The organism is Streptomyces sp. NPDC003036 (assembly GCF_040611175.1).
Classification (GTDB): Bacteria; Actinomycetota; Actinomycetes; order Streptomycetales; family Streptomycetaceae; genus Streptomyces.
The window spans coordinates 143,997-168,453 of the sequence record NZ_JBEXNO010000004.1; the positions used below are offsets into that span (position 1 = coordinate 143,997).

A 24,457-nucleotide genomic window follows, 5' to 3' on the forward strand; every position below is an offset into this window, starting at 1 on the left:
AACGGTCGTTGCGGAACGCGTCTGTCCTCGGGAGACTGCCGGGGTGAACCCCGCCGCTTCCGTCCTGGATGTCGTCGCCGCCCCCGTCGTACCCGTCGTCGTCCTCGACGACGCGGCTGACGCCGTACCGCTGGCGCGTGCGCTGGTCGCCGGCGGGCTGGCCGCGATCGAGGTGACGCTGCGCACGCCGGCGGCGCTCGACGCCATCCGCGCCATCGCCGACGGCGTACCGGACGCGGTGGTGGGCGCGGGCACGGTGCTGTCGGCGGGCAGCGTGGCGGACGCGGTGGCGGCGGGGGCCCGGTTCCTGGTGAGCCCGGGCTGGACGGACGGCCTGCTGGGCGCGATGCAGGCGTCCGGCGTGCCCTACCTGCCGGGGGTGTCGACGGCGTCGGAGGTCGTCGCGCTGCTGGAGCGCGGGGTGCGCGCGATGAAGTTCTTCCCGGCGGAGGCGGCGGGCGGCACGGCGTACCTCCGCTCGCTCGCCGGCCCCTTGCCGGGTGCGCGCTTCTGCCCGACGGGCGGCATCTCGGCCGCCTCGGCGCCCGCCTACCTCGCCCTGCCGAACGTCGCCTGCGTCGGCGGCAGCTGGATGCTCCCGCCCGACGCCCTCGCGGCGCGGGACTGGGGGCGGGTGGAGTCCCTGGCGCGCGAGGCGGCGTCGTTGCGGGGACCGAAGACCAGCTCGACGTGGTCGTCGAGTGGGCGGTAACCGAGGCGCTGGTAGAGGGCGTTGCTGGTGGGGTTGGCGAGGTCGGTGAAGAGCAGCACCTGCCGCGCTCCGTCGGCCTGCGCGGCGCGGCTCGCGGCCGTGGTGACGGCTCCGGCGTAGCCACGGCCCCGGAGGCCGGGCGGGGTGTAGACGAGCGAGACGCGGGACTGGCCGGCCACGAGCGGCGAGTGACCGGCCATGGCCACGGGCCGGCCCCCGGTCTCCCAGAGGTGGAGACCGCCATGGGCGATGCGGCGCGCGATGGCGGGCGCGTAGTCGGCGTCCGGGTCCTCGCCGATGGCGGCGGCGAAGGCACGCATCCACGCGGTGGCGAGCGCGGTGTCCGCGGCCGTCGCGCGCCGGGCCGAGCCGGGTGGCACCGGGTCCGGCGGCGTCAGGTCGCCGAGCCGGAACATCCGGGTACGCCGTGCGACGGACCACCGGCCGGCGGCTCCAGTGCCGCCGGGGCCGCCGGTCCACGCGTCGGCGAATGCTTGCGCCGGGCGGGCGGTCGCGGATTCGGCTGTCGCCGGTGGCTTGCGGTGCCGTGCCGTGCGGGCGCCCGCGGGGCGGCTGTCGCCGGTGGGTGGCGGTGCGGGGCCCCTCCGGGCTCGACTCCTCGACGCCGGCGGCCTTGGCACCCACGTACGCAGAACGGTCTCGGCGCCTCCCCCGTAGCCCTTCGGGCACGGGAGGTACCCCCATCCGCTGCGGGGACAACCCTGCACGGCCCCACCCCGAGGCCGTCCCCCGACCGCGGGGCGGTGCCCACCGGGGATGCGCGCACCGGCGGCGGGGACGACCACTCACGTGAGGGGGACGGGGGCGGAGCGTGGGGGGTGGTCGGACGTAAAACGACTGAACTCGCGCGAAGCGCGGTGAACGAGAGTCCGACCGCCCCCCACCGGAGCCCCCGGCACCCGCCCCACGCCCACCGGGCAGCAAGCAACCGCGCGAGCCGCCGGCCTCAGCGCAGGTGCGACGTATCGTTCAGCAGCCGGACCGAGGCGTTGCCGTCCTTGTAGTACGCCACCGCCGAGAGGGAGGCCGCCGAGAGTTCCATCCGGAACAGGGACTCCGGCGGGGCGCCCAGGGCCAGGCGGATGAGGGTCTTGATCGGGGTGACGTGCGTGACCAGCAGGACCGTGCGGCCCGCGTGGCGGGCGGTCAGCTCGTCGCGGGTCGCCGCGACCCGGCGTGCGGTCGCCGCGAAGGACTCGCCGCCCGTGGGGGCCGACTTGGCGGAGGACAGCCAGGCGTTCAGGTCGTCGGGGTACCGCTCGCGGACCTCCGCGAAGGTCAGGCCCTCCCAGGCGCCGAAGTCCGTCTCGCGCAGGCCGTCCTCGATGCGGACGTCGAGGCCCAGCCGCGCCGCGACCGCCTCGGCCGTCTGGCGGCAGCGCCGCAGCGGGGAGGAGACGATGTCCTGGATCGTGCCGCGGGCCGCCAGCGCGGAGGCGACCGCTTCGGCCTGGCGCAGGCCGACGGCCGACAGCTCGGGGTCGCTGCCGCCGCTGCCCGAGAAGCGCTTCTCGGGGGTGAGCGCCGTCTCGCCGTGGCGCAGGAGCACGAAGGTGGCCGGTGTGCCGAGGTCTGCCGCCGGCCCCCAGCCGACCGGCGGTGTGGAGCGCGCCGCGACCTCCGCGGCGGCCGCCGACGCCACCGCCGAGACGCTCGTCGGCTGCGCCGGGACCGGAGCTCCCGCCAGCGCGGCCCGCGCCTTCGCCGCGCCCGCCGCCGCGTCGCCGACCACGCGGGCCGCGCCCGCGTCGAGGGCGGCGACCGACGCCGACGGCTGCCACTGCTTGCCGCGCTTGCCCGCGTCCATCGCCTCGTTCGCGAGCCGGTCCGCGTGCTTGTTCTTCTCGCGCGGGATCCACTCGTACGTCACCTGCGACGCGGGGAAGACGCGGGCGGCCTCCGCCGCGAGCGGCTTCATGTCCGGGTGCTTGATCTTCCAGCGGCCGGACATCTGCTCCACGACGAGCTTGGAGTCCATCCGTACGCGGATCTTGGCGTCGGGCGCCAGCTCCCGCGCCGCCTTGAGCCCGGCCACCAGGCCGCGGTACTCGGCGACGTTGTTCGTGGCGACGCCGATGTACTCGGCGGCCTCGACCAGGGGCTCCCCCGAGACCGGGTCCAGGACGACCGCCCCGTACCCGGCCGGGCCCGGGTTGCCCCGGGAGCCGCCGTCCGCCTCGACGATCAGCTCGCGCAGCTCGGCGGCGGGCATCAGACGCCGGACTCCGCCGTGCGGACCAGGATGCGGCGGCAGTTCTCGCACCGCAGGACAGTGTCCGGGGCGGCCGCCCGCACCTCGTTCACCTCGGTGATGTTGAGCTCGATGTGGCAGCCCTCGCAGCGGCGCTGGTACAGGCGGGCCGCGCCGACGCCGCCCTGCTGCTCGCGGATCTTCTGGTACAGCTTCATCAGGTCGGCGGGCACGGACGCGGCCACGACCTCGCGCTCCTTGGCGACGGACGTGGCCTCGCCCTCCAGCTCCTGCAGCGCCGCGTCGCGCCGCGCGGTGGCGTCGTCGACCTTGGCCTGGACGGAGGCGACCCGCTCGGTGAGCTCGGCGACCCGCTCCTGGGCGGACTCGCGGCGCTCCATGACCTCGAGGACGACGTCCTCCAGGTCGGCCTGGCGCTTGGCGAGGGAGACGATCTCCTTCTGGAGGTTCTCCAGGTCCTTGGGGGAGGTGATGGCCCCGGAGTCCAGCCGCTGCTGGTCCCGGACGGCGCGCTGGCGCACCTGGTCGACGTCCTGTTCCGCCTTGGTCTGCTCGCGGGCGCAGTCGCTCTCCTCCGTCTGCGCGGCGACGAGCAGGTCACGCAGCTGCGTGAGGTCCTTGGTCAGCGATTCGATCTCGGCGTGCTCGGGCAGCGACTCGCGCTTGTGCGCGAGCTGCGACAGGCGCGTGTCGAGGGCCTGGACGTCGAGGAGGCGAATCTGGTCGGCGGGCGCGGCGTTCAGTTGGGGGCTCCAGAGGAAGAGTGGTGGGACCAGGGGTCGGTGACCGTCTTCGAGACGTGGACCCGCAGGTCCCAGCCGTGGCGGTCGGAAATCTCGTCGAGCTGGGCTGCGGCCAGCTCGCACCAGGGCCATTCGGTGGCCCAGTGGGCGGCGTCGACCAGCCCGAGCGGCGTGTGCTGCGTGGCCTCGGAGGCCGGGTGGTGGCGCAGGTCGGCGGTGAGGAACGCGTCGACCCCGGCGGCGCGCACGGCGTCGAAGAGGCTGTCGCCGGAGCCGCCGCTGACCGCGACGGTACGGACCGGGGCGTCGAGGTCGCCCGCGACGCGGATGCCCTGCGCGGTGGCGGGGAGCCGCTTGGCGGCGCGGGCCGCGAAGTCGCGCAGGGTCTCCGGCGGGTCGACCTCGCAGATCCGGCCGAGGCCGGTCTCCGGGACGAGCGGCCCGGTGACGCGCAGGTCGAGCGCGCCGGCGAGGGCGTCGGAGACGCCGGGCTCGGCGGTGTCGGCGTTGGTGTGCGCGACGTGCAGCGCGATGTCGTTCTTGATCAGCGTGTGGACGACGCGGCCCTTGAAGTGGCCGGCCGCGACCGTCGTCGTACCGCGCAGGTAGAGGGGGTGGTGCGTGATGATCAGGTCCGCGCCCAGGGCGATCGCCTCGTCGGCGATCGACTGGACGGGGTCGACGGCGATCAGGACGCGCGTGACCTCGGCGTCGGGGTCGCCGCAGACCGTGCCGACGGCGTCCCACTGCTCGGCCCGCTCGGGGGGCCACAGGGCGTCGAGCTCGGCGATGACTTCAGACAGACGGGGCACGTAGGAAAGGCTACCTGCCCCACGCGCCCCGCCGCCCTGGCCTGTGGACAACCCCGCTCGCGGGCGGGACGGCGCCGGCTTCGGGGGTTCAGCGCCTACGTGACGCACGGCACCCCCTGCTCCCCCAGCACAACCGACCCCGCTTTCTCAGGCGAACCGGGACATCGCCACCCTTATAGGTGAAGCAGCGCGACACGCGCGGTTCGGTCCGGCGTACGAAAACTACTTTCAGTCGCCGGAGGTGACGAGTCGATGACTGTCTGTGCCATCGATACCACCGGGCGTACGGGATTCACGATCGCGGCGGACGGTACCTACGCGGCGCGGCTGGCGGGTGACGGCGAGGCGCTGTACCCGGAGCGGTGGACCCTGGACGGCCCGGAGCCGTACGCGGTGCCGCTGCCGCTCGCCCAGCCGGAGGACCCGCACGCGCAGTTGCTGCCGCTCGCGGACGGACGGGTGCTGATCGGTCGCCGCACGGGCGAACGGCACATCTTTTCCCTGCTGTACCCGACCGGACCGGGCACCGGGCAACTGCCGCTCGGCGCGGTGGAATCACCGTCCCTGCGGCTGCTCCCGCCGCCACCGGGCGGGACGCACGCGTACGCCCTGACGGTGGGCGAGTACTCCTCCAGCGTCTGGCTGGTGGCGGGCGGCGCCTTCGGCCCGGAGCACGTCGCGGAGGTCAAGGGCCGCTGCACGGGCGGGGTCTGGCTGGACCGTACGGGGCGGCTCCTGGCCCTGGACCGGCAGCTCGACGGCGGGCCGGTCAAAGCGGTCGCGGTCGACCTGGAGCGGGGCGGGGAGGTGACCCCGCTGCTCCAGATCACGGAGGGGAGCGAGGACCGGCTGCTGCTGGCGGACGCGGACAGCGGGCTGCTGCTGATCCGTTCCGACGCGCCGTCACCGGGGCACGCCCGCCTGGGCTGGGGCGTCCTCGGCTCCACGCTGCCGGTCCGCTTCCCGGAGTGCCTGCGCCTGGCCGACGCCGCCGTGACGCCGTTCGCCGTCCAGCCGGGGCAGATGCTGACGCCGGAGACCTGCTCGGTGGCGCTGCGCATCGACGCGGCGGCCGGCAGCTGGGTGGGCGTGTGGCGGCCGTCCGGACGGCGGCTGCTCCAGCTCCCGGCGCCGGCCGGCTGGTTGACGGGCACGGGCCTGTGGACGCGGGACGGCGTGCTGCACCTGCCGTACGTCGCCGGGTCCGTACGGTGCGGGCTGGCGCGGATCGCACCGGATCCGGAGGCGCTCACACAACCGCCACAACCGGAGTGCGCGGAGGGGGAACCACCGGGGCGCGAGGCGACTCCTGGTGTGTGCAAGCCGGTTCCACTGCAACAGGCACCGTTGCACCAGACACCGCCGCGAGGAGTGGCGCTGCAAGGGGCGACGCTGCTGAAGCGGACACCTCTGACCGGCCCGACGGCCCGCGGCTAGACTCACGGGCCGCATATGTCAGCGATCACTACGGGGTGAACTTCCCACATGTCTGAGGCCATGACCGACACGACCCACGCGACGCGACCGCAGGGGGACGCCGGCGGCTCCGGAAAGCACCGAGGGGGCGCGGCTACGACCGAGGACCTGTCCTCCCAGCCGCACGGCCGTCACCGCAAGGTCCCGAACCAGGGCACCGCGGCCTGACGACCCGTCGCACGCGAGGAGGGCCGCCCCGGGGAAACCCCCTGGGGCGGCCCTCCTTCTCATGTACCGGGCTCTCAGGCAAGAAGCCGGCCGACCCCTAGACCCCTCAGCCCCTCAGGCCCTCACTGGTCCGTCGTACGGCGCGGCAGCCACAGCACCATCAACACCGCTCCCGCCAGCAGGATCGCGGCGCCCGCGCGGAAGGCGAGCGCGTAACCGGCGGTCAGGGCCTCCGGGCTGGTGCCACCCGAGGTGCGGGCCGCGGCGGCGGTCGACAACACAGCCAGGCCCAGCGCCCCGCCCATCGTGCGGGACGTGTTGACCAGGCCCGAGACCAGCCCGGCGTCGCCACTCGCCGCGCCCGAGGTGGCCAGCGAGGCCAGCGGGGTGATCACCAGGCCGATGCCGAGCATCATCAGGATGCCCGGGCCCATGATCATCGTCAGGTACGCGCTGTGCGCGTCCATCAGCGACTGCCAGCCGAAGCCGGTGGCCGCGATGAGCGTGCCGAGCACCGCGAGGTTCCGCGCGCCGGTCACCGCCATCAGGCGCGGCGCCAGCTTGGCACCGGCGAAGACGCTGAGGGAGCTCGGTACGAGAGCGAGGCCCGCCTCCAGCGGGGTGTAGCCGAGCACGTTCTGCGCGTACATCGTCATGAAGAACCACATGGCGAACGACGCGGAACCGTTCACGATCATCGACACGTTGGCCGCCGACACCGCCCGCGAGCGGAAGAGCTTCAGCGGCATGAGCGGCGCCGCCGTACGCGCCTCCACCGCCACGAACGCCGCCAGCAGCGCGACTCCGCCCAGCAGCGGCACCAGTGTCTCGGCGGCGCCCCAGCCGGCCTCCTCCGTCTGCACGATGCCGTACGCGACCGCCGCCAGGCCGCCCGTGACGAGCACCGCGCCCGGCAGGTCGAGGCGCCGCGCGCCGCCGCCCTGGCTCTCGCGCACCCACAGCGCGGCGCCGACCAGCACCAGGGCCCCGACGGGGACGTTGATGAGCAGCACCCAGCGCCACGACAGCAGGTCCGTCAGCACGCCGCCGACCAGTCCCCCGGCGGCTCCGCCGGCCGCGCCCACCGCCGACCAGGTACCTATCGCCCGCGTCCGCGCGGCCCCGGCCGGTACGGCCCCGGTGACGATGGTCAGCGTCGCGGGCGCCAGCACCGCCGCCCCGAGGCCCTGCACCGCGCGGGCGGCGAGCAGCTGCCATCCCTCCACCGCGAGCCCGCCCGCCACGGACGCGGCCGTGAACAGCCCGAGCCCGATCAGGAACACCCGCTTGTGCCCGAAGAGGTCCGCCGCCCGCCCGCCGAGCAGCATGAACCCGGCGAAGGCGATGGTGTACGCGTTGAGCACCCACTGGAGGCCCAGCGCCGACAGGCCCAGGTCCGTCCGCATGGACGGCAGCGCCACGTTCACGACGGATACGTCGAGCACGACGAGGAACTGCCCGGCGCAGGCGGCCAGTAGGACCGGCCAGGTGCGGGCAGGGGGCGGTGCGGTGGTGGTGGCGGACTCGGGTATCTGGGTGTCGGAACGCGGCTGGACCATGCGTGTCATGGTCGCAGCTGCGGTGCGGGTCGTACATCGGGCCTTCGACGTACGACCCGCCCTACGTCAGAAGTCCCCTTCGGCCGCCGCCGCGACGAACGCGGTGAAGGCCGCAGGCGCGACGGTGAAGGCCGGGCCTTCGGGGTTCTTGGAGTCCCGGACGGCCACGCGGCAGGGCTGGGCGGCGATCTCGACGCACTCGCCACCGTTCGTGCTGCTGTAGGACGACTTACGCCACTCTGCGCCCGTCAGGTCCTGGTTGATGCCCATAACGTTCCTCCATTACGCGAGCGATCAGCGCCGCCGACTCCTCTGGGGAGAGGGCTGTGGCTTGCAAGCGAGCGTATCCGACGGAACGCTCCCTGATTACTTGCGGATTGGCCGTCATGTGGGCGGAGTCGTAGCCCTCGGCGTAGAAAATGTCCGGGTCGTCCTCGAAGCGCAGAAGGGTGAAGGAACCGACCATCCCGCTGTGCTGGCCAGCCGAGAATGGCAGCACTTGAACGTGGATCCACTGACGGTCCACAAAGGTCAACAACTGGGCGAGTTGGTCCCGCATGACCTTGCGGCTGCCGACTTCCCTGTGCAACAAAGCCTCGTCCAGCACCACCCACAGCGCGGGCGGAGTCTCCCGCGCCAGTATGCGCTGGCGCTCCATTCGCGCCGCCACCATTTCGTCGAGCCGATCCGCGTAGTCGACAGCCAGCAAAGCCCGCGCGTACTCCTCCGTCTGGAGCAGGCCGTAGACGACCTGCGCCTGGTACGTCGAGATGTACGCCGCCTTCGCCTCCATCTCCGCGTACGGCTGAAACCAATGCGGCAGTTGGCTTCGCAACACCAACCCCACCAGCCGCGAGAACGTCCCACCCGTGCCCAGCGCGGCGTCCACGCGCTCGGAGAACTCCCGGGTCGGGACCTTCCTCGCCGTTTCGATCTGGCCGATGAGCGAGCCCGTACAGAAGATGATGGCGCCGAGCTCTCCCTGCTTGAGCCCGGCCGCCTCTCTCAGGCGGCGGAGTTCGGAGCCGTAGTAGTCCAGCGGTGAGGCGCTGGGATCGAGGTCGCGGATGTTGACCATGCGGCGGCCACCCCCAAGTTCACGCCTTGCGGCGTTCAATTCGTTCTGTAGCCGAGCGTAACCATGCCGCCGCACTCTGGTGACATGAATCACGCAATCCACCCCTCACCAGGGGGCATTGAGGCGGGCTATCGCATGGGCTTCACCGTGGGTGAGCACTCCGCCGGTCACATGCGGCGCATCCTGCGCACCTACCTCATCCGGTGGGGGCTGGCCGAACTGACCGACGCCGCCGAGCTGGCCATGACGGAGCTCGTCGCCAACGTCGTACGGCATGTGCCGGGGAGGCGCTGCACGGTGCTGTTCCTGCGGCAGCCCGACGGGCTGCGGGTGGAGGTCTCGGACGGGTCTGAGCGCCCGCCGCTCGCGGTGGGCGGCGGGGACGCGCTGGATGAGGGCGGGCGGGGGCTGCTCCTGGTGGAGGCGGTGACGGATCGCTGGGGCGCGGTGCCGTTGGCCGCCGGGAAAACGGTGTGGTTCGAGTGCGACGCCAAGCCGCCGCGCGGGGCCGCGTCCTCGATGTGACCGTCGCTCCGTCCGGCGGCTGTCGGGGGCAGCCGCCGGACGGGTGGTAGCGCCGTCCGCCTAGCAGGTGACGCCCACGCAGATGGACTGCATGATGGTCAGCAGGTCCATGCACTCGCACGTCGCGGCGAACGGGTCTCCGCCGATGCCGACGGGCTCCGTCTCGGGAAGGGCGTGGAGCCGGGCCAGCAGTTCGAGGTCCTGGTTATCCATGGGTTTCTCCTTTCTCAGACCGGCGGCTGGACCATCCAGTGCCGGGGCGAGGGGTGGCGGAGCCGGATGAGGAAGGCCAGGATTCCGGCGCTCCCGTCGCTCCAGCTGGTGGAGACGTCCCCGTACTCGTTGGGGAAGACCACGTGGCCGTCTCGGTGGGCCCGTTCGGCGAGGATGAGGCGGGCCAGGTCCTCGGCCATGGCGCGGTAGGCGGGGTCGCCCGTGGCGTCGGCCATGTCGAGGAGGAAGTCGCCGTTGCCCGCCAGTCCGTGGCACTGGGTGAGCGGGGCACGGGAGGCCTGTTCCGCCACCGCGTGCGTGGCGCGGCGGGCGGGCTCGCCGTACCGGTCGTCGCCGGTGGCCCGCCACAGCCGGACGAGGAAGGTGCCGATGCCCGAGGCGCCGTGGCACCAGTACGGGGCCGTGGGCTGGTCCCCGTACTGCGCGGGCCAGCGGGTCGCCGCGCCGACGCGTACGGCGTGGGCCAGCAGGTCCTCGCCCGCCTCCACGGCGAGCTCCAGGTGCGCGGGGCTGTGCGAGACGACCGCGGCGGCAAGGAGGAAGCAGCCGATGCCGGCCGTGCCGTGGGCGAAGCCGAGGTAGCGCTTGCCGGCCGCCCGGGAGACGGCCTCGGCGGGGACCGCCCAGCTCACTCCGGGTTTCTCGCGGCTTACGGCGGCGGTCAGTCGGTCGGCGGCGTCGACGGCCAGTTCGGCGAAGCGCGCATCGCCGGTGCGGTGCCAGAGGTGGAGGGCGGCGAGGCCGCTGCCCGCCGTGCCGTGGGTGATGTCGTGGCTGGGCGTGGTCCGCTGCGGCGCCAGGGCCAGGGCCACCGCGCGGTCGGTGAGTCGGCGGTCGTCGAGGGCGCGTCCGGCGTCGTACAGGGCCCAGGCGGTTCCGCGACCCCCGAAGTGCAGGCCGGGGCGTGGGGAGTTGGTGTCGGTGCGGCGGGCGATCCAGTGGCCCGCCGTGGAGAGCACCTCGGGCAGGCGGGGGTCGCCGGTGAGCTCGAAGTACCGCGTCAGTACGGCCAGGACGCCGGCCGCGCCCTGCTGCACGACGCAGGGGTCGCTCTCTCCGGCCCTGGTGGACACGGGCCACAGCCGTCCGTCGTCCGCCGGGGTCATGGAGTCGATGAGGTGGGCGACGAGCCCGGCCACCGCATCATCAGTGTGGTCGTCCCCCGACGCCGGGCGGGATGCGGCGTCACCCACCGCGGGCGCCGGGCTCGGCTTGCTGAGGGCCGCGCGGGCCCGGGGCAGGTCCCAGCGTTCGGCGGGGTCGTCCCGCATCAGGCCGAGGATCGCCTCGGCCAGCGTGTCCGGCAGGCGCAGCGGTCCGGCGCAGGCGGCCAGCCAGGTGGCGAGCCGCTGTTCGGCGGGCCGGGCGGCGGGCTCGTCGTCCAGCAGTTGCGGCACCTTCCCGGCCAGGGCGAAGAGGGCGGTGGCACCGAGACTGTAGAGGTCGGCTGTCGGGGAGACGGGTGCGTCGGCCAGGCGCTCGGGGGCGCTGAAGCCAGGGGTTCCCACGCGGGTCGGCAGGGGGTCGTCACCCCTCGGTACGGCGAGTTCCAGGTCGATCAGGCGCAGTTCACCGTCCGGGCGGACCATGACATTGCCGGGCGAGAGGTCCCGCAGGACACAGCCGTGGGCGTGGGCCGCCGCGACGAGCTCCACCAGGCGCGCGACCAGGGCCCGCGCGTCGGCGTGGTAGCGCTCCGCGCCGACGTCGCGGAAGTGTTCGGCGGCCCAGGTACGCAGGCTGACCCCCGGCACCTGCTCCTCGGCCAGGAACAGGTGCCCGCCGTGCTCGAAGAGTGCCAGCGGTTCCGGTGCCAGCCCCAGGCCCTTGAGCCGCTCCAGTGCCCGGGCCTCGGCGCGCAGCCAGTCGCGGACGTCGCGGCCGGAGGTGTCGGCCTCGACGTGCGGCCGGGCCTCCTTGATCACCACGGGCGCGCCGGTTCGGACGTCGGTACCCCGGTAGACGCCGCCCTTGTTGGTGTGCCGGATCGCCTCCCGTACGGCGAAGCGGCCGCCGAGCACCACCGGGCCGCTCGGCGCCTCGTCCTCGCCGCGCGGCGGGACGGGCACCGTGGCGGGGAACGGGCAGACCACCCAAGGGGGCGGGGCGTACCGGCCGGTGCGCTCGTCCTCCACGGGGTTGCCGTCGGGGTCCTCGATGACCCAGACCAGCAGGCCGTCCTCCGAGAGCCGCCGTCTGCCGACGAAGGCGCCGTAGCGGTAGTGCACCAGGCTGTGCGGGGCGTAGGGCCGGTCGGACAGGATCCGGGGGCCGGGCAGCCCCGCCGTGGCCCGGTGCAGCTCTTCGGCGAGCCGGACGGCGTCGGCGTCGGAGCGCGGGTAGACGGTGAGGAACTTGCCCGCGCTTCCCCGGGGCGTGGCACGGGAGTTGAGAGCGCCCACCTGGTCGCGCGAGCGGGCGAACTTGAACGCCGACTCCTCGCGCAGCAGGACGTCCAGGGCCTTTTCGAGGACCATCGGCGCGGAGGCGGCCGTGGCCGACAGGTGCAGCTTCCAGCCCTGTTCGCGGCGCGTCCCGGATCCGGGGGCGACGTGGCACCATGTCTCGTCCGTGGAGGCGGTCCAGCGCTCGGCTGTGCCCGTGGCGCGCAGCGCTCGGTGGAGGAGGGCTTCCAGCTCGGTTTCCGGTTCGGCGTCCGTCGCGGCCGTCGTGGCGGTTTCCATGGTGTGACTCGTCATACGTGTCCCTCCCAACGGTGAGAACCGCTGGTAGGGGGCGTGCCCGATGACATAGGCACACCAACGCCACCCGGTCGGAATCACTCCATCCGGTAAGCGCGCACCGCCGCTCTCCCGCCCGGGAGCACACTCCGGCGCAGGGGGAGGCGCCCGGCCGGGGGGTGGGCGGCCGCGCCTACGATGTGACCGCTCAGTAGGCACATCGCCCAGCACACCAGTCCACACCAGTCCAGGAGGAAGCCGTGGCCGCTACGCCCAAGCCGGAGACGCTCGCCGCGTTCGAGGCGGCCAAGGGCTTCATGCCCGTACGGGAAGGGCTGGCGCTGTACGCGGCGGCAGCCGAGGCGGCGGGGCTGGGGCTGCCGCTGCTGGAGGTCGGCACGTACTGCGGGCGCTCCACGATCCTGCTGGCGGACGCGGCACGGGCGGCGGGCACGGTGGTCGTGACGGTCGACCACCACCGGGGCAGCGAGGAGCAGCAGCCGGGGTGGGAGTACCACGACCCGACGGTGGTGGACCCGGAGGTCGGGCTGATGGACACGCTGCCGACGTTCCGCCGGACGCTGCACAAGGCGGGCCTGGAGGAGTACGTGGTCGCCGTCGTCGGGCGGTCGCCGCAGGTGGCGAAGGTGTGGGCGGGCGAGGTGGGGCTGGTCTTCATCGACGGCGGCCACACCGACGAGCACGCGACCGCCGACTACGAGGGCTGGGCGCCGCGCGTGGCGCCCGGCGGGCTGCTGGTCATCCACGACGTCTTCCCGGACCCGGCGGACGGCGGGCAGGCGCCGTACCGGATCTACCTGCGGGCGCTGGAATCGGGCGCGTTCACGGAGGTCTCGGTGACGGACTCGCTGCGCGTCCTGCGGCGCACGGGCCCGGGCATCTGAGACTCCAGGGCTTCCGGGGGGAGGCCCCGGCGGACGTCAGCGTGTGGCGGGGGCGCATTGCCGGGCGCGGGTTGGTGGGTGGTGGTGCTGACCCTTGCCGTCGCCGCCGGCCTGCTGTTCGTCGGTGCCGTCTCCCACGGCGTCGACCTCCTGCAGCACGGCTTGCGCCCTTACGCCTGGGCACCGGGCTGGCTCAACCTCTACTGGTCCTCGCTCGCCCTCTTCAACCCGCTCGCGGCCGCACTCCTGATCAACGGCAAGCGCCGAGGCGTGGACCTCGCCTGCGTCATCATGGCGACGACATCCCCGCCAACTGGTACGCGTGCTACGGCCTCCAGCACAGCGACTTCGCCTCACAGCCGGGGCTGCAGCGTCTCGCCGCCTTCGGAGTGCTCGTCCTCGGCACGGCGCCCGCCCTCCGACGACACCTCACCGGTTGAGACGACCCTCGCCACCACCCGGGTGCCCGCCGCCGGAGCCGTACGCCGGCGTAGGCAGGCCACGCCGACTTCAGCCAGTACAGCGCCGGCAACACGGGCGGCTGGCACGTCACCGCGCAGATGTACAGCGTGGGCGGCGAGGTCACCGGCGGTAACGGTACGCCGGGGGCAGGGCCGTCGCATGACCACATACGACGGTCCCCGGTCAAGCACGGTCGGCCAGGACGCCTGTCCTCACGCGTGCAGCCGGCCGTCCGCCATCACCAGCCGGACGCGCCGAAGCGCCTGCAGATCGCGCAGCGGATCCCCTTCGACGACCAGGAGGTCCGCACGCAGGCCGGGGAGGATGCGGCCCCAGGAGCTCCTGAGGGCCGACGGTCTCTACGCCCGTCTCTTCCGTCTCCAGGCTTCGGGCTATCTGACCGAAGCCGCTTCCCCCTAGAGGTCGAGTGATGCGTGTATCCGTCCTGTATCCCCTGATGCCGACGGACCCCCGGACCGTGGTCCCCTTCGCCGCGCTCATCCGGGACGGATGGGCGGACCGCCTGTGGCAGGGCCAGTCGCTGAGCGCGGACACCCAGCAGGTTTTCGCCTACTTGGCCGGCATGGGCTACCGCGTCCCGGTCGGGACCAGCGTTGCCCTGATGCCGCTTCGCCACCCGCTGGATGCGGCGATCCAGGCCCGTTCCCTGGCCGTGCTCACCGGGCACTGCGCGGTCCTCGGACTCGGGCCGGCCACACCGGACTTCGTCGCTGGGCTGCACGGGAAGCCGTACGACAGTCCGCGCGACGCCTGCGTGGAGTACCTGACCGAGGTCAGGCGCCTGATCGGCACGGAGGAGGGGGGAGCGGGAGCGGTGGACGGTGCCGTCAGCCTGCCGGGCATGCCGCATCCGGGCGTGGAGATCGGGCTCGGCGTGCTCCGGCCGACGCTCGCGCGGGCCGCGGGCCGGGTGGCGGACGCGGCGATCAGCTGGATGACCCCGCCCGGCTACGTCCGCGACACACTGCTGCCCGCCATGGCGAAGGGTGCGGCCGAGGCGGGCCGCCGCGTGCCCCGTACCGTCACCGTCGTGCACGCCGCCGTCGACCGCCCAGGGCGCAACGCCTACCGGCTCGCCTTCGTCGCGGCCCACGTCCACCTCGCCGGGCCGCACTACGCCGACATGCTGCGCCGTGCCGGACTGCGCGTCCACCACAGCCGGCCCAACCTCGGTGCCCGCGCCCTGGTCGACTCGGGCGTCTTTGTGTACGGCACGCCCGCGGACATCGCCGTACGACTGGCCGAATACGGTCGGGCGGGGGTGGACGAAGTTGTCGTCAATGTCGCGGGCGTGTATTCCGAGCATGGCCGACCGGACGCCGTGCGAGACCTCCAGGAGATCCTCGCGGCCTGCCGCGAGCTATAGAACTGACCACGATCGGGTGCGACAGCACGGGCGTGCCGACGGGCACCCGGTCGCACGCAAGGAGGAGAGGCACCGCGTTGCCCGATGACATCGCCCGCTGGCTGATCGAGCACGCCCGCCCCCTGGACACTCTGACACCCGGCGCTCCCACCGAGGACCTGAAACCCCTGGGCGAGGCCCTGCGCGGCACGCGGATCGTCGGTCTGGGCGAATCCACTCACGGCACATGCGAGTTCTTCCGGCTCAAGCACCGCATTGTGGAGTTCCTGGTACGCGAGGAGGGGTTCACCACCCTCGCTATGGAGGCCAGCCAGTCCGCCGGCCGCGCGCTCGACGCCTATGTGCGGCACGGCATCGGAGACCCCGAACGGCTCGTCGCCCGGCTGGGCTTTTGGACCTGGCGTACGCGGGAAATGGTGGATCTCGTCGAGTGGCTGCGTGCCTACAACCGCGACCTCCCCGAGGAGCGCCGGATCCGCTTCGCGGGCACTGACCCCCAGCGCTGCGCCGACTCGGTTGAGACGGTCACCGCCTTCCTGCGCCGGAGAGCGCCCGAGCGGGCCGAGGACGCCCGCGCGCTCGAGGTGCTGGCCCAGGCCCGCCCCGGCTCGCGCCCCGACCCCGACCAGGCCCTACTGCGGCGGGCCGAGGAGGTCGCCGGCTTCCTGGCGGACCACCGCGAGGCGTCGGGACCGGAGGACGAGGTCGACGAGGCCCTGGAACACGCGCAGATCCTCGTCCGCGCCGCCGATCTGGTGACGCGCTCCTTCACCCCCTTGGCCGGTGAGGACAGTGTGCTCGCCGTCCGCGACCGGTACATGGCCGAGGCCGTGGCGCGGCTCGTGGACAACGCCCCGGAGGCGCGCGTCATGGTCTGGGCGCACAACGGGCACATCGCCAAGGGCACGTACGGCGAACAGGTGCCCGCACTCGGCAGCTGGCTCTGGGAGCGGTACGGCGACGCCTACTACGCGCTGGCCTTGCTCTTCGGCAAGGGATCCTTCCTGGCCCGGCGCGGCGACGACCTCCAAGGCCCGCCGGTACGCCACCGCATCGGCACCGGCTTCCGCTCCCTGGAGGCCACGTTCGCCAGCGCCGTACGCGGCGACTACTACGCGGACCTGCGCGCCGACGCCGCGCCCTGGCTGCACACGCCGCAGGTACAGCGCAGTTTCGGCGCCAACGTGCCGCGGTTCGTCTACCGCTTCCACATAGCCCCGCTCGTCCCGGCGAAGGACTACGACGGCATCGCCTTCGTCGCCCGCTCCACCTGCTCCCACCCGCTGCCACGGACGCACAGCTGAGGCTCTCCCTAGCGAGGGCGGCCTCAGGGCCACAGTTCGAGCACAGCGTTCAAGGAGAGCTTCCACATCGGCTCGGCGCCCGTACCGAAGCCGGCGGCGAGCGCGTACCCCACGGACGCGTCGTAGGGCTCCAGAGCGCGCCTGGAGTCGCGCTCCGCCGTCCACTCTGCCGACACGCGCCCGTCTCCGGTCGACGTGAAGACGCCGAGCAGTCGGCCGTCCCTCAGCAGCCGACTGGTGCCGAGGGAATCCGGCACCAGCAGGTACCCGCACCCTCGCGCCGCGGAGACGACTTCCACCCGGTACGACCGCCTGGTCAGGAACCCCTTGGCGGGGCGCAGGGTCTCCTCGGCGCCGCTGATGACCAGGGTGAGCCGCTCGGGGTCGCGCGTACCGATCGGCACGTGGCTTTCCAGAGCCGTTCCCGGAGCACGCCGGATCTCGACCGGCCGCAGCCCGCCACCGTTGACGAACAGCGTCCCGGCCTCGTGGTCGAGTTCGATACCGACCGCGCCGAAGAGTGGGTCGTCGACGGGCCGGTACACGAACGGTTCCATCGGCGGACGCCCCTTCCCTCCTGATCACCCAGGTGATCCTCTTCTTACGAGTCTCCACCAGGCTCCCGGGACCGGTGGCCCTTTCGGCCAGAGGCGCGAACCCCGACAGGGCGGACGGTCCTTCGTGCGCGGCTCATCCGCCCGGGCGTCGATTGGCGCTGGGCAGGCGTTCCGGGGGAGGACTTCCGCGATGCGCTTCGCCGGCAGGAGGCCTTCTCCAGGGCGAACCCGGCGACGCCCCGGCCCGTCGGGAGGGTTTCCCTGGCGAGCACGGTGGCTTCGCCAGGGAATGCAGGATGGCCGACTCGAAGATATTCAGAGGAGCTGTCCGCTCCGCCGCCAACCGTTCACCCAGCGAGGAAAGTGCCCCGGCGCTCTTCGTGCCCGGGTTCTACCTGCCCGCCAACGCCCGGCAGCACAGGCGCTATCCGCTCCCACGCCGCATCCGTCAACTCGCCACGACCCACTACAAGATCAATTATCAGACACGCCCTAGCATCGGTGCGTGCACGACGACCACAGTTCGACCGGCAGCTCCACCCCACGCGCCCACCGCCGCAAGGCCGCGCTCCTCGCTGTGACCGCCGTCGCGGTCGCCGGGGCCGCGTCGGCGGGGTGGCTGGCGTGGCAGACGACGAGCCGCGCGGCCGAGCCCGTACCAAAGGCGCTCGGGCCGACGGCGACGGCCTCCGCGACCGCGTCCGCGACGACGGCCGCTCCCCTCGCGGGGAAGGTCGTCGTGATCGACCCCGGGCACAACCCCGGGAACTTCTCCCACACCCGGGAGATCGCCGAGCAGGTGAACATCGGTACGAACCGCAAGGAATGCGACACCACCGGCACCTCCACGAACTCCGGTTACACCGAAGCCGCATTCACCCTGGATGTTTCACACCGTCTCCGCACCCTCCTCCAGGAGCAGGGCGCCACGGTGCGCTTCACCCACGACGCCGACCGGCCCTTCGGCCCCTGCATCGACGAACGCGCCCGGATCGGCAACGACGCGAAGGCCGACGCCGTCGTCTCCGTCCACGCGGACGGGGCCGCCGTCGGCGACCGCGGCTTCCACGTCATCCTTCCCGCCCTGGTCAAGAGCGGTACGGCGGACACGGCACGGATCGTCGGCCCCTCCCGCGCCCTCGGCGAGCGCCTCGCCGCGCGCTTCGCGGCGGCCACCGGCAGCGCGCCCGCCAACTACGTGGGCGGCGGCGACGGTTTGGACGTACGGAAAGATCTCGGTGGACTGAATCTGTCGACCGTGCCCAAAGTGTTCATCGAATGCGGCAACATGCGTGACCCGAAGGACGCCGCATTGCTGACGGATGCCGCGTGGCGGCAGAAAGCGGCCCGGGGGATCGCGGACGGGATCAGCACCTACCTACGGGACTAGGCCGGGCGGACGATAGATTCATCCGTACGATGGGGCCGCCCCCGTGTGCTTCGCGCCACCCCCGCATCCCGACGACACAACCGACGAAGGACTTCTACACGTGAACATCCGCTCCCTCACTCGAGGCGATGGCGTGGTGATCGGAGCAGCGGTGGTGCTGTTCGTCGCCTCGTTCCTCGGCCTGACCCCGGGCATCGACTGCCCGGCCGGCTCCACCGCCTGCCCGGATTACGACGCGCCCAACGCCTGGGACTCCCTGGGCCTTCTGATGAGCATGTTCCTCTCCGGTGTCATCGGTGCGGCCCTCATCGTCGTCGGACGGGCCATGCCGGGCCGCAAGATCGCGGGCCTCGACCTGGGCCAGTTCGGTGTCGCCTTCGCCATCTTCGCGCTGTGGACGGCCTTCTGGACCATCATCGACATGGAGGCCGACGCCGGCCCGGGCATGATCCTCGGCCTGCTGGCCGCCATCGTGCTCGCCGCCGCCGCCGTCGCCGCGCCGCTCGTCCCCGCCCTCAAGGCCCCGCTCCTGGGCGCCCCGCGCCCCCCGCAGCCGTACGGCGGGCAGCCGGGCCAGCCGCAGGCCGGTTACGGCTACCCGGGCGCGCAGCAGCCGCCGTACGGTGGCCAGCCCGGGCAGCCGCAGGGCGGCTACGGCTACCCCGCCGCCCAGCAGCCGGGCCAGCCGCAGCCGGCGCAGGGCCAGCAGCCGCAGCAGCCGCAGGCCGAGCAGCACACTCCGGCTCCCGCGCCGGCGGCCGCGGCCGCGGCCCCCTCGAACTTCTCCCCGTTCTGGTTCGCGGTCCCGGTCGCGCGCCCGCTGTACGCGGAGGACGGCTCGCCCACGCCGATCGCCGAACTGGCGCCCGGCACCTGGTACCTGGCGGTGGAGCAGCGTGGCCAGGGCCTGGTGGCCCAGACGCAGGACGGCCGGCGCGGCGTGCTCCAGGACACGACGGGCATCCAGCGCGGCTGATCGCCTCGACTCCCGTACGGCCCCTCGCCCTCGCGGCGGGGGGCCGTTGTGCTGCCGCCGCGTTTGGGGCGGGGCCGAGCGGCAACCCGTACCGCATGTCTCCCCGTCATCGGAACGGAAGCACGCAGGCGGCGACCGCCATCGCGGTCCTCGCGGACGTCCTGGCCGCCATCATCGGCCTGTGGATCCTGATGTACCTGCTGGAGGCCAACCGGGCCAACGACCTGGTGCAGTTCGTCCAGGGCGCGGCCCGCTGGCTCGCCGGCTGGTCCCATGACCTGTTCACCTTCGACGCGGCCTGGCTGCGCGTCGTCGCGGGCTACGGCCTCGCGGCGCTCGTGTACGTCTTCGCCGGGCACCTGCTGGCGGGCCGGCTGCGCCGGTACTAGCACCCGTACGACTCCATCGACCTCTTCGCTTTAGGGAACCGGTTCGAGTCCCTTGCACGTCACATGGCATGCTGAAACGATCGGCGGCGGCATGACAGTGCGTGAAACGGGGGCTTTGCGCTGTGGGTTACACCATTCCCGAAGGCGTCGACACGATGCTCGACATCGTTGGCGTGGGCTGGCCGAACGTCGACGAGGACGCCTACCGCGACATGGCGACCGCCCTGCGGGAGTTCGCCGAGGACGCCGACGACGACGGTCACGCGGCGCACCAGCACATCCAGCGGCTGCTCTCCTCCGGGCAGAGCGAGTCGCTGACCGCGCTCGACAAGCACTGGTCCAAGGTGCAGGGCAAGCACCAGGACCTGGCGAAGGCCGCCCGGCTCGTCGCGGACGCCCTGGACCGGGTGGCCGACATCATCGTCGCCCGCAAGATAGCCGCGGTCGGCGAACTCGCCGACCTGTGCGCCACGGTGGGCATCACCCTCGCCTTCGCCCCGGTCACCGCCGGTCTGTCCACGCTGCTCGCCGGTGCGAAGATCGCCGCCACGCGCATCGCGTTCAAGAAGATCCTCAAGGAGATGGCCGAGGCGGCCGTCGCCGAGATCGTCGCGGTGCTCACCCAGCCCGCGGTCGCCGCGATCGAGAACGTCGTCGCGGACCTGGCGATCCAGACCGCGCTGAACGTCACCGGCGTCCAGGACGGCTACAACACCGGCCAGACCGTCCAGGCCGGCAAGGACGGCCTCCAGATCAACTCCGCCGGCGGCCCGGGCGGCGGCCCGGTGATCGACCACGACGCCCACGGCAGGGCCGGGGGCAACCTCACCGACGTACAGATCGCCATGCAGGGCAAGACGCGCGGCAAGCTCGGCAAGGCCAAGTCCCACCATGGCCGCGCCAAGGGCAAGGACTCCCTCACCGCCGTCCTGGACACCACGATCGAGGGCGTGACCGAGAAGCTGGGCAAGGCCCTCGACGACCTCGGTGACCACATCGGCAAGAAGCTGCCCGACGCCATCAGGGGCGGCTCCAAGACCCACCGGGACACCGATCAGGGCGTCCACGACGCCGCCAAGCGCGTCAAGTCACCGACCGGCAAGGACGACGGCGGGCTGGACGGACAGCGGGGGAAGTCTGGGCCGGCACGCCGCAACCGGGGGCCCGAATCGATGCGCAAGGCGCAGGACAGCCCCCGTGAGAAAGGCATCTCTCTGGCCGCGCGCCGCTGCGCGACCGACCCCGTCGACGTCGCGAGCGGCGAGATGGTGCTGCCGCAGACGGACCTGGAACTCGCGGCGGTGCTGCCACTGGTACTGCGGCGGACGCACATCTCGGGTTATCGCCACGGCCACTGCTTCGGGGCCAGCTGGGCATCGACGCTGGACGAGCGTCTGGAACTGACCGGCACCGGCGTCGCCTGGGCACGTGAGGACGGCTCGGTACTCGTCTATCCGGGGTTGCCGGGCGACGACGGCGCGGAGGTACTGCCCCTCGAGGGCGACCGCGTTCCGCTCGTCTTCGTCGAGCGGAACGAGCTGGGCCGCGTCACCTATGCCGTCAGTGACCCCGCGCCGGGCCGGACGCGCCACTTCACCGGCAGCCCGTACTCCGGCGGGGGCCTGTACTGGCTGTCGGAGGTGGAGGACCGCAACGGCAACGCCTTCCACATCGGGCGTATGGAGGACGGCCTGCCCTCCACGGTGGTCCACGAGGGTGGTTACCGCGTTCTTGTGTCGTCGGACCCCGAGCTGGGCCGCGTGACGGGGCTCGCCCTGCAGACGTCTGGTGGCCCCGTGCAGATCGTCTCCTTCGGCTACGACGCCGACGGGAACCTGGACGCCGTCACGAACTCCTCCGGGCTGCCCCTGCGGTTCACCTACGACAGCGAGGGCCGCATCACCTCCTGGACCGATCGCAACGACTCCACCTACCAGTACGTCTACGACACCGCGGGCCGGGTCGTCCGCACGATCGGCCCCGACGGCTTCCTCTCCTCGACGTTCGCGTACGACACCGAGGCGCGCCTCACCCACTTCACCGACTCCACCGGGGCCACCACCGTCTTCCGCCTCAACGCGCTGCTCCAGGTCGTCGCGGAGACCGACCCCCTGGGCCGCACGGTCACGCAGACCTGGGACCGGTACGACCGCCTCCTCAGCCGTACGGACGCCGAGGGCGGGACCACCACGTGGACCTGGGACGACCGGGGCAACCTGATCGCCGTACAGGAGGCGGACGGCACCGTCTCCACCGCCGAGTACGACGAGTTCGGCATGCCCACCGTCGTCATCGACTACGACGGCGCAGTGTGGAGGCGCGAGTACGACGCCGCGGGCAACAACACCGCACTCATCGCTCCGGACGGCACCACGACCCGCTACGAGCACAACGCCCGCGGCGGCATCGTGGCGATCACGGACGCCACCGGCGCCACCGAGACGTTCGAACCCAATCCGGCGGGACTGCCCATGGCGTGCACCGACGCCCTGGGCCATACCCACACCTTCACCCGGGACGCCTTCGGGCGGCCCCTCACCATGACCGATCCCCTGGGCGCCGTCACCACGTTCGAGTGGAGTGTCGAGGGACGGCTGCTGCGGCGCGTCGACCCGGACGGAACCGAGCAGACGTGGACGTACGACGGGGAAGGCAACTGTCTGACGGAGACGGACGCCAACGGCGGGGAGACCCGCTTCGCCTACACGCACTTCGACCTGGTGGCCGCCCGCACCGACCCGGGGGGCGCCCGCTACGAGTTCGGCTATGACACCGAGCGGCGCCTGACGGAGGTGCGCAACTCCGCCGGCCTCACCTGGCGGTACGAATACGACAGGGCCGGCCGGGTCGTACGCGAAACGGACTTCGACGGCAGGGTCCTCACCTACACGCACGACGACGCCCGCCGGCTCCTGAGCCGTACCAACCCGCTGGGGCAGACCGTCACGCACCACATGGACGCCATGGGCCGACTGGTGGCGAAGGAGGTGGACGGAGCCGCCACCACCTTCACCTACGACCGCGCGGGGCGGCTCACCGGCGCCCGTTCGCCGCAGTCCACCATGACGAGGGAATGGGACGTCCTGGGCCGCCTCGTCGCCGAGACCGTCGACGGCCGCACCACCCGCTACACGTACGACGCCGTCGGGCGCTGCACCGGGCGTGTCACCCCGAGCGGAGTGACGACCTCCGAGGTGTACGACGCGGCCGGCAACCGCACCCGCCTGGACCTCGCCGGCCATGCGCTGACGTTCGGCCATGACGCGCGGGGGCAGGAGGTGGCCCGCGTCTTCGGACTGCCGGACCGCCCCGTCACGCTCACCACGACCCGCGATGCGCTCGGCAGGATCAGCGAGCAGTCGCTCGTCGCCCAGAGCCGGACGCTGCGCTCCAGGGCGTACACCTACCGGGCCGACCACCACCTCCAGGCCGTCACCGACCGTCTGACGGGCCGGACCCGGCAGTTCAGGCTGGACCCGGACGGGCGACCGCTCGGCGTGGAGGCACGTGGCTGGAGCGAGCGGTACCTCTACGACAGCGAGGGGAACCAGACCGAGGCGGCGTGGCCGGACGCGTCGCCGCACCGCGAGTCCCGTGGCGCACGCGCCTACGGCGGGACACGCCTGCACTCCGCCGGTGGCTTGACGTACACCTACGACGCGGCCGGTCGCGTCGTCGAGCGCCGTAAGAAGCGGCTGTCCCGCAAGCCCGACGTATGGCGCTACGAGTGGGACGCCGAGGACAGGCTGGTCTCGTGCACCACACCCGACGGTGTGCTGTGGACGTACGCGTACGACGCCTTCGCCCGGCGCACCGCCAAGCGCAGGCACGGACCCGACGGACAGGTCGTCGAGGAGACCGTCTTCAGCTGGGACGGCGGGCAGCTCGCCGAACAGACGGACCAGCACACGGGCATCACGCTGACGTGGGAGTACGACGGGTACCGGCCGTTGGCGCAGGCCGAGAAGCGCACGCCCACGGTGCCGCCGCCCGGCCAGGGCGACGGCGGCACAGGCGGTGACGGCGGCACAGGCGGTGACGGCGCGGGCGACGACCAGCGGGACATCGACGCACGCTTCTTCGCCATCGTCACCGACCTGATCGGCACTCCCACCGAGCTCGTCGACGAGACCGGCGACATCGCCTGGCACAGCCGCGCCACCCAGTGGGGCGCCACCACCTGGAACCGCGACGCGACCGCCTACACACCGCTGCGTTTCCCCGGCCAGTACGCCGACCCGGAGACCGGACTCCACTACAACCACTTCCGCCACTACGACCCCGAGCCAGGCCGCTACGTCACCCCCGACCCGCTGGGTCTGGCCCCGGCACCCAACCCCGTCGGGTACGTGACCAACCCGGCGACCATCTCCGATCCCATGGGGCTGGCGCCGTGCATGCAGCAGCTCCAGGACCTGGCCACCCAGATCAACAACGTCAAGCAGGGAATCTCCCGGGAGAAGCAGACCGTCGCCGTCATCCACGCCCTGACGCCGGAAGGACCGGTGACGTTCGTCGCGGGAACGAGCAAATCGAAGCTCACCAAGGAGCAGGTGAAGCTCGCTCAGTCCCTGGGCCTCACTCCACTGCCCAACACCGAGTACATGAAGGTTCCCAAGGGCGACAACGGCGGTCACGCCGAGCAGAACATCCTTGCCTTCCTCTCCCGTATGAACAAGGGGAAGGAGGTGCCCACCTGGCTTCCCACGCACGGCGCGGCCTCGAACGTCGTTTGTGACAAGTTCTGCTCACCCGTCATCCGGGGCAGCGCCGGAGCCATGTTCGGCAAGGTGTACCCGGGCACTCAGGGGACGCAGCAGAAACAGTTCTATTGGCCCGCACGGCACTCGCCGTTGTAAACAAGAC

Annotated in this window: 20 protein-coding genes and 1 pseudogene; 11 read left to right on the plus strand and 10 right to left on the minus strand. The window is 72.5% G+C overall.

Annotated elements, in window-relative coordinates; genetic code table 11:
* Positions 1–43: 43 nt before the first annotated feature.
* Positions 44–712: a bifunctional 4-hydroxy-2-oxoglutarate aldolase/2-dehydro-3-deoxy-phosphogluconate aldolase gene (gene eda, locus ABZX67_RS04770; RefSeq protein WP_355354518.1), complete on the plus strand. Its 669-nt coding sequence runs from the start codon at positions 44–46 to the stop codon at positions 710–712.
* Positions 713–756: 44 nt separating this feature from the next.
* Here eda and ABZX67_RS04775 read toward each other — a convergent pair.
* From ABZX67_RS04775 to ABZX67_RS04790, 4 genes and pseudogenes are all read right to left on the minus strand, one after another.
* Positions 757–1,128, minus strand: a pseudogene (locus ABZX67_RS04775) (GNAT family N-acetyltransferase); the annotation flags it as partial.
* Positions 1,129–1,679: 551 nt separating this feature from the next.
* A complete protein-coding gene (locus ABZX67_RS04780) occupies positions 1,680–2,945 on the minus strand; it encodes a bifunctional RNase H/acid phosphatase (RefSeq protein WP_355354521.1) in 1,266 nt (421 codons plus the stop codon).
* Positions 2,945–3,688 carry a C4-type zinc ribbon domain-containing protein gene (locus ABZX67_RS04785; protein ID WP_355354726.1) on the minus strand — a complete coding sequence of 248 codons (744 nt, stop codon included), beginning with the start codon at positions 3,686–3,688 and terminating at the stop codon, positions 2,945–2,947. Before ABZX67_RS04785 ends, ABZX67_RS04780 begins: the two co-directional genes overlap by 1 nt.
* The gene (locus tag ABZX67_RS04790) at positions 3,685–4,500 is read right to left on the minus strand and encodes a Nif3-like dinuclear metal center hexameric protein (protein ID WP_355354524.1); all 816 of its coding nucleotides are present in this window, start codon (positions 4,498–4,500) and stop codon (positions 3,685–3,687) included. Before ABZX67_RS04790 ends, ABZX67_RS04785 begins: the two co-directional genes overlap by 4 nt.
* A 252-nt stretch (positions 4,501–4,752) precedes the next feature.
* Here ABZX67_RS04790 and ABZX67_RS04795 point away from each other — a divergent pair, with 252 nt between their 5' ends.
* On the plus strand, positions 4,753–5,937 hold the full coding sequence (locus ABZX67_RS04795; protein WP_355354527.1) for a hypothetical protein: 1,185 nt from the start codon (positions 4,753–4,755) through the stop codon (positions 5,935–5,937).
* A gap of 60 nt (positions 5,938–5,997) precedes the next feature.
* Positions 5,998–6,144, plus strand: coding sequence for a hypothetical protein (locus tag ABZX67_RS04800; protein WP_355354741.1), 147 nt, complete (start codon positions 5,998–6,000; stop codon positions 6,142–6,144).
* A 122-nt stretch (positions 6,145–6,266) separates the two neighbouring features.
* Here ABZX67_RS04800 and ABZX67_RS04805 read toward each other — a convergent pair whose 3' ends face one another.
* The 3 genes from ABZX67_RS04805 to ABZX67_RS04815 form a co-directional block, all read right to left on the minus strand.
* The gene (locus ABZX67_RS04805; RefSeq protein ID WP_355354530.1) at positions 6,267–7,703 is read right to left on the minus strand and encodes a DHA2 family efflux MFS transporter permease subunit; all 1,437 of its coding nucleotides are present in this window, start codon (positions 7,701–7,703) and stop codon (positions 6,267–6,269) included.
* A gap of 66 nt (positions 7,704–7,769) precedes the next feature.
* Positions 7,770–7,973 (minus strand): DUF397 domain-containing protein, encoded by a 204-nt coding sequence (locus tag ABZX67_RS04810; protein ID WP_355354533.1) that lies wholly within the window; start codon positions 7,971–7,973, stop codon positions 7,770–7,772.
* Positions 7,933–8,781: a helix-turn-helix transcriptional regulator gene (locus ABZX67_RS04815; protein WP_355354536.1), complete on the minus strand. Its 849-nt coding sequence runs from the start codon at positions 8,779–8,781 to the stop codon at positions 7,933–7,935. Before ABZX67_RS04815 ends, ABZX67_RS04810 begins: the two co-directional genes overlap by 41 nt.
* 84 nt (positions 8,782–8,865) lie before the next feature.
* Here ABZX67_RS04815 and ABZX67_RS04820 point away from each other — a divergent pair, with 84 nt between their 5' ends.
* Complete coding sequence (locus ABZX67_RS04820; protein WP_355354539.1) at positions 8,866–9,306, plus strand: ATP-binding protein; 441 nt, start codon at positions 8,866–8,868, stop codon at positions 9,304–9,306.
* 60 nt (positions 9,307–9,366) lie between these two features.
* On the opposite strand, the gene ABZX67_RS04825 is transcribed toward ABZX67_RS04820, so the two are convergent.
* Complete coding sequence (locus tag ABZX67_RS04825; RefSeq protein WP_355354542.1) at positions 9,367–9,519, minus strand: VenA family class IV lanthipeptide; 153 nt, start codon at positions 9,517–9,519, stop codon at positions 9,367–9,369.
* A gap of 14 nt (positions 9,520–9,533) precedes the next feature.
* Positions 9,534–12,239 (minus strand): class IV lanthionine synthetase LanL, encoded by a 2,706-nt coding sequence (gene lanL / locus ABZX67_RS04830; protein WP_355354545.1) that lies wholly within the window; start codon positions 12,237–12,239, stop codon positions 9,534–9,536.
* 299 nt (positions 12,240–12,538) lie between these two features.
* Here lanL and ABZX67_RS04835 point away from each other — a divergent pair, with 299 nt between their 5' ends.
* From ABZX67_RS04835 to ABZX67_RS04845, 3 genes are all read left to right on the plus strand, one after another.
* A complete protein-coding gene (locus ABZX67_RS04835) occupies positions 12,539–13,126 on the plus strand; it encodes a class I SAM-dependent methyltransferase (RefSeq protein ID WP_355354729.1) in 588 nt (195 codons plus the stop codon).
* A gap of 892 nt (positions 13,127–14,018) precedes the next feature.
* Positions 14,019–14,975 (plus strand): LLM class flavin-dependent oxidoreductase, encoded by a 957-nt coding sequence (locus tag ABZX67_RS04840; RefSeq protein WP_355354548.1) that lies wholly within the window; start codon positions 14,019–14,021, stop codon positions 14,973–14,975.
* A gap of 77 nt (positions 14,976–15,052) precedes the next feature.
* A complete protein-coding gene (locus ABZX67_RS04845; protein WP_355354551.1) occupies positions 15,053–16,279 on the plus strand; it encodes an erythromycin esterase family protein in 1,227 nt (408 codons plus the stop codon).
* A gap of 23 nt (positions 16,280–16,302) precedes the next feature.
* Here ABZX67_RS04845 and ABZX67_RS04850 read toward each other — a convergent pair whose 3' ends face one another.
* Positions 16,303–16,836 carry a hypothetical protein gene (locus ABZX67_RS04850; protein WP_355354554.1) on the minus strand — a complete coding sequence of 178 codons (534 nt, stop codon included), beginning with the start codon at positions 16,834–16,836 and terminating at the stop codon, positions 16,303–16,305.
* 505 nt (positions 16,837–17,341) lie between these two features.
* Between ABZX67_RS04850 and ABZX67_RS04855 the strand changes: the two genes are divergently transcribed.
* The 4 genes from ABZX67_RS04855 (at position 17,342) to ABZX67_RS04870 (ending at position 24,450) form a co-directional block, all read left to right on the plus strand.
* The gene (locus ABZX67_RS04855) at positions 17,342–18,226 is read left to right on the plus strand and encodes an N-acetylmuramoyl-L-alanine amidase (protein ID WP_355354557.1); all 885 of its coding nucleotides are present in this window, start codon (positions 17,342–17,344) and stop codon (positions 18,224–18,226) included.
* Positions 18,227–18,326: 100 nt separating this feature from the next.
* Entirely contained in the window at positions 18,327–19,202 is an 876-nt protein-coding gene (locus tag ABZX67_RS04860) for a hypothetical protein (RefSeq protein ID WP_355354560.1), read from the plus strand.
* Positions 19,203–19,297: 95 nt separating this feature from the next.
* The gene (locus ABZX67_RS04865; RefSeq protein WP_355354563.1) at positions 19,298–19,591 is read left to right on the plus strand and encodes a hypothetical protein; all 294 of its coding nucleotides are present in this window, start codon (positions 19,298–19,300) and stop codon (positions 19,589–19,591) included.
* A 155-nt stretch (positions 19,592–19,746) separates the two neighbouring features.
* Positions 19,747–24,450, plus strand: a complete 4,704-nt coding sequence (locus ABZX67_RS04870; RefSeq protein ID WP_355354566.1) for an RHS repeat-associated core domain-containing protein — start codon at positions 19,747–19,749, stop codon at positions 24,448–24,450.
* The last annotated feature ends 7 nt before the right edge of the window (positions 24,451–24,457 follow it).

Bases quoted from the DNA above. Each gene is read 5' to 3' on its own strand.
- ABZX67_RS04780 (WP_355354521.1), bottom strand. From the start codon at position 2,945: ATGCCCGCCGCCGAGCTGCGCGAGCTGATCGTCGAGGCGGACGGCGGC.
- ABZX67_RS04795 (WP_355354527.1), top strand. From the start codon at position 4,753: ATGACTGTCTGTGCCATCGATACCACCGGGCGTACGGGATTCACGATC.
- ABZX67_RS04800 (WP_355354741.1), top strand. From the start codon at position 5,998: ATGACCGACACGACCCACGCGACGCGACCGCAGGGGGACGCCGGCGGC.
- ABZX67_RS04805 (WP_355354530.1), bottom strand. From the start codon at position 7,703: ATGGTCCAGCCGCGTTCCGACACCCAGATACCCGAGTCCGCCACCACC.
- ABZX67_RS04810 (WP_355354533.1), bottom strand. From the start codon at position 7,973: ATGGGCATCAACCAGGACCTGACGGGCGCAGAGTGGCGTAAGTCGTCC.
- ABZX67_RS04815 (WP_355354536.1), bottom strand. From the start codon at position 8,781: ATGGTCAACATCCGCGACCTCGATCCCAGCGCCTCACCGCTGGACTAC.
- ABZX67_RS04820 (WP_355354539.1), top strand. From the start codon at position 8,866: ATGAATCACGCAATCCACCCCTCACCAGGGGGCATTGAGGCGGGCTAT.
- ABZX67_RS04825 (WP_355354542.1), bottom strand. From the start codon at position 9,519: ATGGATAACCAGGACCTCGAACTGCTGGCCCGGCTCCACGCCCTTCCC.
- lanL (WP_355354545.1), bottom strand. From the start codon at position 12,239: ATGACGAGTCACACCATGGAAACCGCCACGACGGCCGCGACGGACGCC.
- ABZX67_RS04835 (WP_355354729.1), top strand. From the start codon at position 12,539: ATGCCCGTACGGGAAGGGCTGGCGCTGTACGCGGCGGCAGCCGAGGCG.
- ABZX67_RS04840 (WP_355354548.1), top strand. From the start codon at position 14,019: ATGCGTGTATCCGTCCTGTATCCCCTGATGCCGACGGACCCCCGGACC.
- ABZX67_RS04850 (WP_355354554.1), bottom strand. From the start codon at position 16,836: ATGGAACCGTTCGTGTACCGGCCCGTCGACGACCCACTCTTCGGCGCG.
- ABZX67_RS04865 (WP_355354563.1), top strand. From the start codon at position 19,298: ATGTCTCCCCGTCATCGGAACGGAAGCACGCAGGCGGCGACCGCCATC.
- ABZX67_RS04870 (WP_355354566.1), top strand. From the start codon at position 19,747: ATGCTCGACATCGTTGGCGTGGGCTGGCCGAACGTCGACGAGGACGCC.